Origin of the sequence: Streptomyces sp. NPDC050448, from assembly GCF_040655295.1 — a bacterium.
Taxonomy (GTDB): Bacteria; Actinomycetota; Actinomycetes; order Streptomycetales; family Streptomycetaceae; genus Streptomyces.
In genome coordinates this window covers 100,622-112,423 of sequence record NZ_JBFAJR010000017.1, presented here as the reverse complement: position 1 = coordinate 112,423, position 11,802 = coordinate 100,622, and the positions used below count along the sequence as shown (strand labels likewise).

Genomic DNA, 11,802 nt, shown 5'->3' with positions numbered 1-11,802 from the left:
TACCCGTGTCTGGCTGCGCGTGTCTGCGGGATCACCGGGATGGTGGCGTGGCCGGGGCGATCAGGCGGCGCAGCAGCGGGACGAGGGGGCGTTCCACCAGGCGGTGGAGCAGCCAGGCGGTCAGCGCCACGCCCGTGATCACGCCGAGGAGGGTCGGCCATGGGCCCCACTGCTGGTTCCAGCGCCAGATCGCGCGGACGCCCAGGGACTGGTGCACGAGGTAGAGCGGGTAGGAGATCGCGCCCGCGACCGGCAGCCAGCGCCACTGGATCCGGTCCAGCTTCCCGAGCGCGATCAGGCCCATCAGCAGGTACATGACGGTGATCGCGGCCAGGCAGATCTTCCAGTTGATGCCGTGCCCCTCGCCCTCCATGATCGCCGGGAGGCGGTGCTGCATCAGCAGCCAGGACAGCGCCAGGATCCCCAGGGTCTCGCCCTCGATGCGGCCCGCCCGGCGGATGAGGTAGAAGGCGGTTCCGGCGATGAAGAAGGGTGCCCACCGGGGCACCAGGAGCTGGTCCAGGAGCGGGATGCCCGATGCCGGCGCCAGGACCGAGCCCAGCGCCCAAAGCCAGCAGAAGGTCGCGACCCGGCGGTAGCCGGTACCGAGAAGAACGATCAACGAGAAGATCAGGTAGAAGCGCAGCTCGACCCAGAGCGTCCAGTAGACGTTGTCCACGCTGTTCACCCCGAGGGGCTCCTGCAGCATCGTGAGGTTGGTGAGCATCTGGCCGACGGTGACCCTCGGCTCGCCCGGAATCCGCGGGCCCAGGCGGGCGGCCACCGAGGAGAGCAGGACCGCCGCCCAGTACAGCGGGAACAGCCGCAGGATCCGGCCCTGCCAGAACTGCTGGAGCGATTTGCCCCAGGCGGACATGCAGATGACGAAGCCGCTGATCATGAAGAAGAAGACCACGCCCAGCCAGCCGAACTCGGCGACCCGGTGGAGCCCGGGGAACAGCCGGACCGCCGTCCGCTGCCAGGGGATCGTCCCCGAGCCGGCCAGGTAGTGGAACAGGACCACCGACAGCGCCGCGAGCAGCCGGAGGCCGTCCAGCACGGCTATGCGCGGCGCCCGCGCGGACCCGCCGCTCCTCGACCACAGCCCCCGGCGGCGCCGGACGGGGTCGGGGGCTGCCTGCGGAGCCTCGGCGGGCTCCGGGACGCGGTCCCCGGTGAGGACGAGCTTGTCGGACATGACACCTCTGGAAGTCCTGGGGTGTCCGCGACACCGGTGTGTTTTTCGGGGTTGTGGAACCCCGTGATCGTACGGTGCCGTGTGCACCTACGGGCATTCGGGGCCCGCCCGGCGGACAGCCCGTTCGGCCGGATTTGCAGGGCCGTCCGTTCCGGACCGAGCGGTACTTGCGTGTACGCCTGCACTGGGTGCGGGGTCCCTTCGGCCCGGAGCCGGTGGCCCGCCCGGGGATCCGCCCCCGCAGTCGAGCAGCGGTACCAGCAGGGTCGCCGGGGCCAGGCTCAGGACCAGGGCGCGGCCGTACGCTCTGCGCGCCGACCTCCGGGAAGACGGTGGCGCGGCCGCCGAGGAGGACGATGGCGTACAGCTGCGCGAGGGTGCCGACCTGACCGGCGGTGGCGTCGAGGGCGGTGAGGGCGAGCAGCGGGATGGCCGCGTGGCCGGTGTTGGTGCCGAGCTGGCTGAGGGTGGAGGCGGAAAAGAGGGTGCGGAAGTCCTTGGTGCGCCAGGGCGAGGGGCCGGTGGTCCCGGTCGCGGTGGCGGGAGGCATGGTCAGAAACCGTGCCGGAGGACGATCTCGAAGAACAAATAAATCGTTCTCCATGATCATTTAAGCATCGCTACGCCGGTCTCGAGTTCCGGGGTCGTGGCCGGAAGTGCGCGAGGGCATGGCACGCTTGGGGCATGGCCGCTCAGATTTATCCCAGCATCCTGTCCGCCGACTTCGCCCGCCTCGCCGAAGAGGTGAAGGCCGTGGAGGGAGCCGACTGGCTGCATGTCGACGTCATGGACAACCATTTCGTCCCGAACCTCACCCTCGGAATGCCCGTCGTGGAGTCGCTGAGCCGCGCCACGGACATCCCGCTGGATCTGCACCTCATGATCGCGGACCCGGACCGCTGGGCCCCGCAGTACGTCGAGGCCGGCGCCGGGTCGGTCACCTTCCACGCCGAGGCCGCCGCCGCGCCCGTGCGGCTCGCGCGGGAGATCCGGGCCAAGGGGGCGCGGGCGTCGATGGCGCTCAAGCCCGCCACGCCGATCGAGCAGTACGAGGACATCCTCCCCGAGCTCGACATGCTGCTGATCATGACGGTCGAGCCGGGCTTCGGCGGCCAGCCCTTTCTGGACATCATGCTCCCCAAGATCCGCCGTACCCGGGAGCTGATCGCCAAGCACGGTCTGGAGCTGTGGCTCCAGGTCGACGGCGGGGTCTCGGCCTCGACCATCGAACGGTGTGCCGAGGCCGGCGCAGACGTGTTCGTCGCCGGAAGCGCGGTCTACGGGGCGGTCGAACCGGCCGCCGCCGTACGTACCCTGCGAGAGCAGGCGGACGTCGCGATCGCCGCGGCGCCCTGGGCCTGCGACCACTGAAGCAAGGTTGGTGAACAGCTCGGTGAACGGGAGCTGTCCAGGCTGATCAACGGCCGCCGGATCTGACAGGATGAACGGCGAGTCGAGAGTGTGAACAGCAGTGAGGAGAACGCGGTGTCTGCAATGTCGGCGGGACGGTCAGCCCTGCGGATGGGACCCGCGGAGCTGGTGCAGGCGGCGGCCATGGCCCGCCGCTTCTACCTGGAGGGCAAGTCCAAGATCCAGATCGCCGAGGAATTCGGCGTGAGCCGCTTCAAGGTGGCCCGGGTCCTGGAGACCGCCCTCGAGCGCGATCTGGTACGGATCGAGATCCGGGTGCCCGCCGAGCTCGATGCGGAGCGGTCCGACGCGCTGCGGGCCCGGTACGGGCTCCGGCACGCGGTGGTGGTCGAGTCCCCGGCCGATGCGACCGAGGACGCGCCGGATCCGGAGAACCTGGGCGCGGTGGCGGCCGACCTGCTCGGCGAGCTGGTCAACGAGGGCGACGTACTGGGTCTGGCGTGGGGGCGCTCGACCATCCACATGGCCGCCTCCCTGCACCGGCTCCCGCAGTGCACCGTGGTGCAGCTGACGGGCGTGTACGACGCCGGTACGGCCGAGCGCGGGTCCGTGGAGGCCGTACGGCGCGCCGCCCAGGTCTCGGGGGGCGACGCGCACCCGATCTACGCGCCGATGCTGCTCCCCGACCCGGCGACCGCGGCTGCGCTGCGGAACCAGACGGGGATCGCCCGGGCCTTCGAGTACTTCGACAAGGTGACCGTCGCGGCGGTGTCGATCGGGTCGTGGGAGCCCGGGATCTCCACCGTCCACGACATGCTCACGGACGAAGAGCGGGCGCACTACGCGTCGCTGGGTGTCGCCGCCGAAATGTCCGCACATCTGTTCGACTCCGAGGGACGGCGCGTCGGACGGGACCTCGGCGAGCGCTGCATCACCGTCGAGGCGGACCGGCTGCGCCGGATCCCCGAGGTCGTGGCGATCGCGGGCGGGCTGCGCAAGGCCTCCGCGATCGGGGCGGTGCTCCGGTCCGGGCTGGTGACCAGCCTGGTCACGGACACGGCGGTCGCGGACTACCTGCTCACCGAGTCGGCCCCGGGGCTGCGTCCGGCGCTGGATCGGGCCGACCCGGACGACTGATCCGGGGCGCCCGGGGGTGCGGAGCGCACTGCGGAGTGGGTCCTGGGGTGGATGGTGCCGCAATTGAGATCCGAACGGCGGGCCGTGCGGCGGCCTGTGGGGCGCATACTGGTCTCAATGACAAAGTCAGCAGTACCTCGCCGCCATTTGCCGTCCAGCCCGTTCAAGGCCCCCGTGGAACCGCCGCTCCGGCAGTTCAGCGTCGGCGACCGGGTCTCTCACGATGAGCACGGCCTCGGCCGTGTCGTCGGTATCGAGGAGGGGATCGCAGTCCTGGTCGACTTCGGGTCGGTCCAGAAGAGAATTCTGAGTCCTTACACCAAGATGGCCGCGCTCTGAGGTCATCGCGGACACCGCGCGATTCGCGAGCGAATCGGATGCTTGGCACGATCGGTGCATGATCTTCAGGGACGTGCCCCGGTCGTTGCTGCGCTTCGCGGGGGCGGTGTTCCTTTGCGTTGCGCTGGCCGGCGTGGCGGGATGTGGCGGGGAGAAGTCCGCGCCGTCCGCCGCGGCCGGAGCGAGTTCCGGGGCCCGCGCCACTGTGCCCGGCTGGGCCAAGGGGATGGCGGTCGTACGGGCCGATGCGCTGCCGTCGCAGGCGCGGGACGTGCTCGTGCTCATCGACAAGGGCGGGCCGTACGCGTACCGGCAGGACGGGACCGTCTTCGGGAACTTCGAGAAGGTCCTGCCCCGGCAGAAGCGCGGCTACTACCACGAGTTCACGGTGAAGACGCCGGGTGAGCACGACCGCGGGGCCCGGCGGATCGTGACCGGTGAGGGTGGGGAGTTCTTCTACACGGACGACCACTACGACACCTTCAAGGCGGTTCTGCGATGACCCTGGATCCGCAGCCGCTCGCCCCGGCGCTGGCCGCCGCCGAGGAGGCGGGCTGGACGACCCTGCGGGTGGACCTGGCCGGCGTGCGCGGCAAGGCCGAGCTGATGCGGCGCTGGGGGGCGGCGCTGCAGGTGCCGGCGTGGTTCGGCGGGAACTGGGACGCGTTGGCCGATGCGCTGATCGACCTGTCGTGGTTGCCGGAGGCCCCGGGGCGGTTGGTGGTGGTGACGTCCTGGCAGTCGTACGCGGGGGCGCGGCCGGGGGATTGGGAGACGTTGCAGGAGGTCGTGGAGGGGGCGGTGGAGTACTGGCGGGACGCCGGTGAAGGGGCGTTGACCGTACTCCTTGCGGAGCCGCCGGGTGAGGATGTTCCGCGGAGCCCGTCCGGGGGGTGAGCCGGGGGTGGGGTGTGCCGCTGCGCGGGACGGCCCCGCCGCCCCGGGTGGGGCGGCGGGGCCGTGTGGTGGGCGGGGCGGGAGGCTTGGCCCGCCGCCCCGTCCGGGGTCAGCTCTTCGGGATCCACGGGGGTGTTTGGCCCCAGGACCAGACGGGGATCTTCGCCGCGTCGACCGGCGGGGGGTTGGGGCCCGAGTAGATCAGGGCCATACGGGTGCCCCACTCGATGTAGTAGGCGAACACCGCGCGGAATTCGGGGTCCGTCGGGAGGCCGACCTCGTCGGCCGTGTCCATCAGCAGGTCCACCCAGCGGCGGCGCTGCCGTTCGGTGATGCCGCGGCCCAGGTGCTTGGTGGCCATGTGCTGGTGGCCGCCGTGGTGGGCCGTGTACTGCGCCGGGCCGCCGAAGACCTCCGACAGCCAGACCGCTACGTGCTGGGGGTGCTCCGAGTCCATGCCCGCGAAGACCGGGGCCAGGATCTCGTCCTGCAGGGCGTGCGCGTAGAAGGCGTCCGTGAGGCGGTTCATCGCCTCCGCTCCGCCCATCCACTCGTAGATGGTGGGAGTGGTGCCGGGTGTGGTGCTCATGACTGGGGTGCGGCCTTTCCGGGGCCGGCCACGTCGGTGACGCGGTAGTGCTGCATCTCCTCGATGGCCTTCACGTACGGGCGGATCGCGCTGAAGAACGCCGGGAAGTGCTCGCCCTTGCGGAATCCGTTGAGGTGGGCGTCGACCGAGGTCCAGCGGATGCGGAGGATGTAGCGCTCGCGGTCGTTCTCCTCCTCGCAGCGGGCCAGCTCGTAGTCGATGCACTCGGGTGACGCGGCCAGGGCCTCCGCGGCCTGCCGGTACGAGTCCTCGAAGGCCTGCTGGTCGTCCAATGCGATCCGGTAGCGGATGTATTCGACGGTGGTGGTCATGGTGCGTGCCTCTCCCTGTGATCGGGTGCCGGTCGCAGTCAGACTTGCGTGATCATGCGCGGGTGGGGAGGTCTTTCGTCATTCCGACTCAGACTTCTGGGAGTCGGTGGCGTCGGAGACGTCCGGGCCCGACGCGCGGACCTGCTGAACCTTGGCCAGCGAGTCGCGGAGCTCGGTCAGCCACTCGTCCGTGTTGCGGCCGACGAGGCGGACGCACCAGGCGAGGGCGTCGGCCCGGCTGCGGGCCACGCCGCCCGCGACCAGGGTGTCGAGGACCTGGCGCTCCGGCTGGCGCAGGCGCGTCATCACCGGGACCGCCAGGTGCGTGAACAGGACGCGGTCGTCTCCGGCCTGGACGGCCCAGGCGACCTTGCGGCGGTAGAGCTCCTCCGCCTCCCGCGCGACCTCGATGCGCTGTTCGCGGGTGCGCTCGCGGAACTCCTTGACCGACTCGGTCGCCGGTATGGCGCCGACGACCGTGATCTCCTCGCGGTCGACCGCCACGTCGACCAGGGACTCGTACACGTCCACCGGAAGGCGGTCCGCGAACCACTTGCGAAGCTGCTCGCTCTGCTCGGATGTAATCATGTAATCAACGTTGCATCCGTCGGCAGCTTGATCGCAAGCGATTCGCGTTCGCTCTCAGCCCAGCGCTCTCAGCCCAGCGCTCTCGGTTCGGCGCTCTCAGTTCGGCGTCTCACCCCATCGAGCGGTAGCGGTGGATCAGTGAGACCGCCATCGCGCCCTCGCCCACGCCCGACGCCACGCGCTTGACCGAGTGGGCCCGGACGTCGCCCGCCGCGAAGACGCCCGGGACGCTGGTCTCCAGCGGGTACGGGGCGCGCTCCAGGCTCCACTCCGCCGGGAGTTCGCCGCCGTTCGCGATCAGGTCGGACCCGGTGAGCACGAAGCCGTACTCGTCGCGCTCGACCACGCCCGACAGCCAGTCGGTGTGCGGGCGGGCGCCGATGAAGGTGAACATGAAGCGGGCCGGCACCTCCGTGTCCCCGCCCGTCGTCGCGTCGTGGAGGGTCAGCTTCTCCAGGTGTTCGTCCCCGTCCAGCCGGACCACCGTCGTACGGACCCTGACCTCGATGTTCGGGGTGCGGTCGATCTCGTCGATCAGATAGCGGGACATGCTCGCGTCCAGGGAGTCGGCCCGGACCAGGATGGTCACCCGGGCCGCGTACTTGGCGAAGTGCACCGCCGCCTGGCCGGCCGAGTTCGCGCCGCCCACGATGAACACGTGCTGGGAGATGCAGGCCGAGCTCTCGGTGGTGGCCGCGCCGTAGTAGAGCCCGGCGCCCTCGAAGCGGTCCGCGCCGGGGGCCTCCAGTCGGTTGTACGAGACCCCGGTGGCCAGCAGCACCGTCTCGGCGCTGATCTCCGTTCCGTCGGCCAGGGTCAGGATCTTCGCCGGATCGTCCCGGGTCAGCGAGACCACCTCCACCGGGTGCAGGATCTCGGCGCCGAACCGGGAGGCCTGGATGGTGGCCCGGCGCGTCAGGTCGCCGCCGGAGAGGCCCGAGGGGAAGCCGAGGTAGTTCTCGATCAGGCTGGAGGTGCCCGCCTGGCCGCCCGGGGCGCGGGAGTCCAGCATCAGGGTCGAGAGGCCTTCCGAGGCCGCGTACACGCCCGCCGCCAAGCCCGCGGGACCCGCACCGACGATGACGCACTCGTAGTGCGGGCGCGAGGCCGTGGTGGCCAGCCCCAGCCGCTGGGCCAGCACGGTGTCGGAGGGCGCAGAGAGCACCGCCCCGTCCGGAAAGCGGACGAGCGGGAGCGCCGCATCAGGCTGGGCTGCGATCAGGGTCAGAGCCTCGGGATCCCGCTCGACGTTCAGGAAGCGGAACGGCTGGCCATTGCGGGTGAAGAAGTCCCGGACGGCGTGGGTGCCGGGGGAGACGAGGTGGCCGGCGACGATGATGCCGTCGTACGCGGGGCGGTAGGTGGCCAGCCAGTCGGAGAGCAGGTCGTCGAGGACCGGGAAGAGCCGTTCGTGCGGCGGGTCCCACGGCTTGAGCAGGTAGTAGTCCAGCCGGACCCGGTTGATGGCGGTGATCGCCGCGTCCGTCTCCGCGTACGCCGTGAGCAGCACCCGGCGGGCGTCCGGGAAGCGGCTGACGGCCTCGAGGAGGAACTCGACGCCGGTCACGTCGGGCATCCGCTGGTCCACGAGGAACAGCGCCGGGTCGTGGCCGCGCTCGTCGAGGGAGTCGAGGATCTTCAGGGCGTCGGCGGCCGAGGAGGCGCCGAGCACCCGGTAGCGGTCGCCGTAGGCGCTGCGCAGGTCGCGGCGTACGGCCCGCAGTACCTGCGGATCGTCGTCCACGGCCAGGATGACGGGTTTCCGGGTCTCCGCGCGCTCGGCCGCGGCCGCCGTGGCGGGGGCGGTGGCGCTCTCGGGGGCCGCGCTCATGCCGCTTCCAGCATCAGCTGGTCGGCGTAGCACCAGGCCCAGGCCTCGCCGGGCTCGTGCGAGGCGGCGATGGGGTGCTCGGTGGTGCGGTAGTGCTTGGTGGCGTGGCGGTTCTTGGAGGAGTCGCAGCACCCGACGTGCCCACAGCTGAGGCACATCCTCAGGTGCACCCAGGTGTCGCCGAGGGCGAGGCACTCCTCGCAGCCCTCGGTGCCTGGCTTCACCGGACGTATCTGATCGATGTGTGTGCACAACAGGTCCGTCGTCATCGTCCCCGTCCCTCTCCTCAGTCCTTCGCGCACCCGTGATTCACGGCGCGTCCAGACCATAGGGCGGTGCCCCTGTAATGGTTCAGTGATTCGGCCGAAGTCATGAAGTCCCGCGGCTACTTCATGACCTCCGGGAGTGACTACCTGAGGTGCCCCTGCGACCTGCCCTCCTACCTCACGAAGTCGCATACGGGCGCTTTGACGCAGGCCCCGGGCACAAGCAGTGTGGTGGACGCCAACGACAACAGGCGGCGCCTGGAGGAATCCGTGAGCAGAAAGATTCTGGTCATTGTCTCCGAACACGGTTACTGGGCCGAAGAACTGATAGGCCCCGTATCGAAGTTCGATGAGCGGGGCTACGAAGTCGTATTCGCCACGCCGACCGGAAAGCGTGCGCACGCTCTTCCGCCGAGCCTCGACGCGAACTTCATCGACCCTCCGCTGGGACGCTCGGTCACCACCGAGGAGAACGCCCGGCTGGGCCGGGAGTTCGAGCAGTCGAGCCGGCTGGACTCGCCGCTCGACATCGAGGCGTGGGTCCCCGAGCGTCCGTACACGAGTGACGAGGGCTACCTGCGCAAGCTCGAGCAGTACCACCGCGATCTGGACAAGCTCGAGTCCGACATCGCCGGCTACGACGCGATCCTCATCGTCGGCGGCAGCGGGCCCATCGTCGACCTCGCCAACAACGAGCGCGTGCACGCCCTGATCCTGGCCTTCAAGAAGGCGGGCAAGGTCGTGGCGGCCGAGTGCTACGGGGTGGCCTGCCTGGCCTTCGCCCGGGACTGGGGCGACCGCAAGAGCATCATCTGGGGCAAGCACGTGACCGGGCACTGCAAGGAGTACGACTACAAGGACGGCACCGGATTCCTCGGTACCGACTTCAACATGGGCCCGCCGCCGTACCCGCTGGAATACATCCTGCGCGATGCGACCGGCCCGCGCGGGGCGTACCACGGGAACTTCGGCCACCCGCTCTCGGTGATTGTCGACTACCCGTTCGTGACCGGCCGCTCCACCCCCGACTCGTATCTCACGGGTCAGAAGATCGTGGAAGTCCTGGAGGAAGGCCTCACCCGCTACGGGTGGTGATCCGGAAACCCGTGAGGATGAGGGGGAATTCATGGAAGCCACTCCCGGACGGGAAAGGCTGATCGAGCAGTTCAAGGCCGACGGCCTGAATGTGATGTTCGGAAATCCGGGGACGGTGGAACAGGGATTCCTCGACGCGGTGGACGCGGCGGAGGACTTCCACTACGTCCTCGCCCTCCAGGAGACCGTGGCCGCCGGCATCGCCGACGGCTACGCCCGGGCCACCGGCGGCGCGGCCCTGCTCCAGCTCCACTCCGGGGTGGGGCTGGGCAACGGCATCGGGATGCTCTACCAGTCGCTGCGCGGCCACACCCCGCTCGTCGTGGTCGCCGGCGACGCCGGGGTCCGCTACGACGCCATGGACGCGCAGATGGCGTCCGACCTGGTGGCGATGGCGAAGCCGGTGACGAAGTACGCGACCCGGGTCACCGACCGGCACTCCGTACTGCGCACCATCCGGCGGGCGGTCAAGATCGCCCTGACCCCGCCGCGCGGCCCGGTGTTCGTGGCACTGCCGATGGACGTGCTGGACGAGCTGAACTCCGAGCCCGTCCTGCCCGCGACGGTGCCCCTCACGGACGTGGCGCCCTCGCCGGCGTCGGTGGGGCGGGCGGCAGAGCTGCTCGCCTCCGCGGAGCGGCCCGTGGTCCTCGTCGGTGACGGGGTCTCGCTCTCCGGGGCCCAGCGCGAACTGGCCGCCGTCGCCGAGCTGCTGGGCGCCGACGTGTACGAGGTGGACTCCTCCGAGGTGAACATCGCGGCCTCGCACCCGCTGCGCCGCGGCCAGACGGGCCACATGTTCGGCCCGCACAGCAAGGAGCTCGTCGCCGACGCGGACGGGGTGCTGATCGTCGGCACCTACGTCTTCCCGGAGGTGTTCCCCGAGCTGGAGAGCCCCTTCCGGGTCGGCGCCAAGGTCGTCCACATCGACCTGAACGCGTACGAGATCGCCAAGAACCACCCGGTGGACCTGGGCCTGGCCGCCGACCCCAAACAGGCGCTGCGCGCGCTGGCCGGCGTACTCGAACACCGGCTGACCCCGCAGAGGCGGGCGGCCGCGGCCGCCCGGCTCGACGCCCGCACCCGGGAGCGGGCGCTGTCCGCCCGGTCCGAGGAGGCCGACCAGGACGGCACGCCGATGGCCGTCTTCCTGCGGACCCTGGCCGAGCGGACCGGCGGGGACCTGATCGTCTTCGACGAGGCGCTGACCACCTCGCCGCTGGTCACCCGGTACCTGCCGGCGGAGCGGCCGGGCGACTACCACCTCACCCGGGGCGGTTCGCTCGGCGTGGGCTTCCCGGGGGCGGTCGGGGCCAAGCTGGCCCGGCCGGACCGCCTGGTCGTCGGCTTCGCGGGCGACGGCGGGTCGATGTACACGTACCAGGCGCTGTGGACCGCGGTCCGGCACGGCATCGACGCCAAGTTCGTGGTCTGCAACAACCGCAAGTACCGGCTGCTGGACGACAACATCGCCCAGTACTGGCGGGAGCGGGATATCCCGGAGCACGGTTTCCCGGGCTCCTTCGACCTCTCCCACCCCGAGATCGACTTCGCCGGGCTGGCGCGGGCGCTCGGTGCCGAGGGGATGCGGGTGGAGAAGCCGGACGAGGCGGTCGCCGCCGTGGCCCGGATGCTCGAGCACCCCGGACCGTTCCTCGTCGACGTACAGATCTGACCCACCGCACAGCACACCACCACGGACAGGAGGAGACCGCATGCCCGCCGAGCGGCTGACCGAGGACGCGATCCGCACCTTCGCGGAGAACTGGTACGTGGCCCTGGACCAGCACCTTCCGCCGGACCAGGTGCTCGCCCTCATCACCGAGGACCTGGAGTTCAAGGTCCCCGAGGACACCTTCCTCGGACACCAGGGCTTCGGCCGCTGGTACGCGGCGGTCACGAACCGCTTCTTCGACGAGGTCCACACCGTCACCAAGGTGGAGCCCGTCATCGAGGGCGACCGGGCGATCGTCCGCGTCCTCGTCAACTGGCAGGCCAAGATCTGGGACCCGCCGGCCGCCCGCAGCCAGTGGCTCGGCTTCGACGCCGACCAGACGTGGACGGTCGTGGCCGGTCCCGACGGACCGCTGATCAAGCAGTACACCGTCAACGACCTGGCCCCGATGCCCGGTTCCGCCTCGCTCTGAGCGCCGGCGAAG

Annotated in this window: 14 protein-coding genes; 8 read left to right on the top strand and 6 right to left on the bottom strand. The window is 70.4% G+C overall.

Features of this window, described 5'->3' with window-relative positions; genetic code table 11:
• Positions 1-31 precede the first annotated feature (31 nt).
• On the bottom strand, positions 32-1,198 hold the full coding sequence (locus AB0I68_RS21305; protein WP_363178888.1) for an acyltransferase: 1,167 nt from the start codon (positions 1,196-1,198) through the stop codon (positions 32-34).
• A 684-nt stretch (positions 1,199-1,882) separates the two neighbouring features.
• Between AB0I68_RS21305 and rpe the strand changes: the two genes are divergently transcribed.
• The 5 genes from rpe (at position 1,883) to AB0I68_RS21280 (ending at position 4,942) form a co-directional block, all read left to right on the top strand.
• Entirely contained in the window at positions 1,883-2,569 is a 687-nt protein-coding gene (gene rpe / locus AB0I68_RS21300) for a ribulose-phosphate 3-epimerase (protein ID WP_363178887.1), read from the top strand.
• A 90-nt stretch (positions 2,570-2,659) separates the two neighbouring features.
• A complete protein-coding gene (locus AB0I68_RS21295) occupies positions 2,660-3,706 on the top strand; it encodes a sugar-binding domain-containing protein (protein ID WP_327282483.1) in 1,047 nt (348 codons plus the stop codon).
• 117 nt (positions 3,707-3,823) lie between these two features.
• On the top strand, positions 3,824-4,045 hold the full coding sequence (locus tag AB0I68_RS21290; RefSeq protein WP_053788968.1) for a CarD family transcriptional regulator: 222 nt from the start codon (positions 3,824-3,826) through the stop codon (positions 4,043-4,045).
• Between the two features lie 58 nt (positions 4,046-4,103).
• Positions 4,104-4,547, top strand: coding sequence for a ribonuclease domain-containing protein (locus tag AB0I68_RS21285; protein WP_363178886.1), 444 nt, complete (start codon positions 4,104-4,106; stop codon positions 4,545-4,547).
• Positions 4,544-4,942 carry a barstar family protein gene (locus AB0I68_RS21280; protein WP_363178885.1) on the top strand — a complete coding sequence of 133 codons (399 nt, stop codon included), beginning with the start codon at positions 4,544-4,546 and terminating at the stop codon, positions 4,940-4,942. The genes AB0I68_RS21285 and AB0I68_RS21280 overlap by 4 nt, the downstream gene beginning before the upstream one ends.
• A gap of 109 nt (positions 4,943-5,051) precedes the next feature.
• Here AB0I68_RS21280 and AB0I68_RS21275 read toward each other — a convergent pair whose 3' ends face one another.
• The 5 genes from AB0I68_RS21275 to AB0I68_RS21255 form a co-directional block, all read right to left on the bottom strand.
• On the bottom strand, positions 5,052-5,531 hold the full coding sequence (locus tag AB0I68_RS21275; protein WP_327282480.1) for a group II truncated hemoglobin: 480 nt from the start codon (positions 5,529-5,531) through the stop codon (positions 5,052-5,054).
• Positions 5,528-5,863 carry an antibiotic biosynthesis monooxygenase family protein gene (locus tag AB0I68_RS21270; RefSeq protein WP_030157498.1) on the bottom strand — a complete coding sequence of 112 codons (336 nt, stop codon included), beginning with the start codon at positions 5,861-5,863 and terminating at the stop codon, positions 5,528-5,530. The genes AB0I68_RS21275 and AB0I68_RS21270 overlap by 4 nt, the downstream gene beginning before the upstream one ends.
• A 78-nt stretch (positions 5,864-5,941) precedes the next feature.
• Complete coding sequence (locus AB0I68_RS21265) at positions 5,942-6,451, bottom strand: hypothetical protein (protein WP_363178884.1); 510 nt, start codon at positions 6,449-6,451, stop codon at positions 5,942-5,944.
• Between the two features lie 109 nt (positions 6,452-6,560).
• Complete coding sequence (locus tag AB0I68_RS21260) at positions 6,561-8,282, bottom strand: FAD-dependent oxidoreductase (protein ID WP_363178883.1); 1,722 nt, start codon at positions 8,280-8,282, stop codon at positions 6,561-6,563.
• Complete coding sequence (locus AB0I68_RS21255; RefSeq protein WP_363178882.1) at positions 8,279-8,551, bottom strand: UBP-type zinc finger domain-containing protein; 273 nt, start codon at positions 8,549-8,551, stop codon at positions 8,279-8,281. The genes AB0I68_RS21260 and AB0I68_RS21255 overlap by 4 nt, the downstream gene beginning before the upstream one ends.
• A gap of 267 nt (positions 8,552-8,818) precedes the next feature.
• Between AB0I68_RS21255 and AB0I68_RS21250 the strand changes: the two genes are divergently transcribed.
• The 3 genes from AB0I68_RS21250 to AB0I68_RS21240 are packed head-to-tail and all read left to right on the top strand — an operon-like array spanning position 8,819 to position 11,790.
• Positions 8,819-9,643, top strand: coding sequence for a type 1 glutamine amidotransferase domain-containing protein (locus AB0I68_RS21250; RefSeq protein WP_363178881.1), 825 nt, complete (start codon positions 8,819-8,821; stop codon positions 9,641-9,643).
• A gap of 31 nt (positions 9,644-9,674) precedes the next feature.
• Entirely contained in the window at positions 9,675-11,318 is a 1,644-nt protein-coding gene (locus AB0I68_RS21245) for a thiamine pyrophosphate-binding protein (RefSeq protein WP_363178880.1), read from the top strand.
• A 40-nt stretch (positions 11,319-11,358) separates the two neighbouring features.
• Positions 11,359-11,790 carry a nuclear transport factor 2 family protein gene (locus tag AB0I68_RS21240; RefSeq protein ID WP_363178879.1) on the top strand — a complete coding sequence of 144 codons (432 nt, stop codon included), beginning with the start codon at positions 11,359-11,361 and terminating at the stop codon, positions 11,788-11,790.
• Positions 11,791-11,802: the final 12 nt, after the last annotated feature.

Excerpts from the sequence above, each read along its gene's own strand:
- AB0I68_RS21265 (WP_363178884.1), bottom strand. The coding sequence starts at position 6,451 with ATGATTACATCCGAGCAGAGCGAGCAGCTTCGCAAGTGGTTCGCGGAC.
- AB0I68_RS21270 (WP_030157498.1), bottom strand. The coding sequence starts at position 5,863 with ATGACCACCACCGTCGAATACATCCGCTACCGGATCGCATTGGACGAC.
- AB0I68_RS21260 (WP_363178883.1), bottom strand. The coding sequence starts at position 8,282 with ATGAGCGCGGCCCCCGAGAGCGCCACCGCCCCCGCCACGGCGGCCGCG.
- AB0I68_RS21305 (WP_363178888.1), bottom strand. The coding sequence starts at position 1,198 with ATGTCCGACAAGCTCGTCCTCACCGGGGACCGCGTCCCGGAGCCCGCC.
- rpe (WP_363178887.1), top strand. The coding sequence starts at position 1,883 with ATGGCCGCTCAGATTTATCCCAGCATCCTGTCCGCCGACTTCGCCCGC.
- AB0I68_RS21240 (WP_363178879.1), top strand. The coding sequence starts at position 11,359 with ATGCCCGCCGAGCGGCTGACCGAGGACGCGATCCGCACCTTCGCGGAG.
- AB0I68_RS21290 (WP_053788968.1), top strand. The coding sequence starts at position 3,824 with ATGACAAAGTCAGCAGTACCTCGCCGCCATTTGCCGTCCAGCCCGTTC.
- AB0I68_RS21275 (WP_327282480.1), bottom strand. The coding sequence starts at position 5,531 with ATGAGCACCACACCCGGCACCACTCCCACCATCTACGAGTGGATGGGC.
- AB0I68_RS21255 (WP_363178882.1), bottom strand. The coding sequence starts at position 8,551 with ATGACGACGGACCTGTTGTGCACACACATCGATCAGATACGTCCGGTG.
- AB0I68_RS21245 (WP_363178880.1), top strand. The coding sequence starts at position 9,675 with ATGGAAGCCACTCCCGGACGGGAAAGGCTGATCGAGCAGTTCAAGGCC.
- AB0I68_RS21280 (WP_363178885.1), top strand. The coding sequence starts at position 4,544 with ATGACCCTGGATCCGCAGCCGCTCGCCCCGGCGCTGGCCGCCGCCGAG.
- AB0I68_RS21285 (WP_363178886.1), top strand. The coding sequence starts at position 4,104 with ATGATCTTCAGGGACGTGCCCCGGTCGTTGCTGCGCTTCGCGGGGGCG.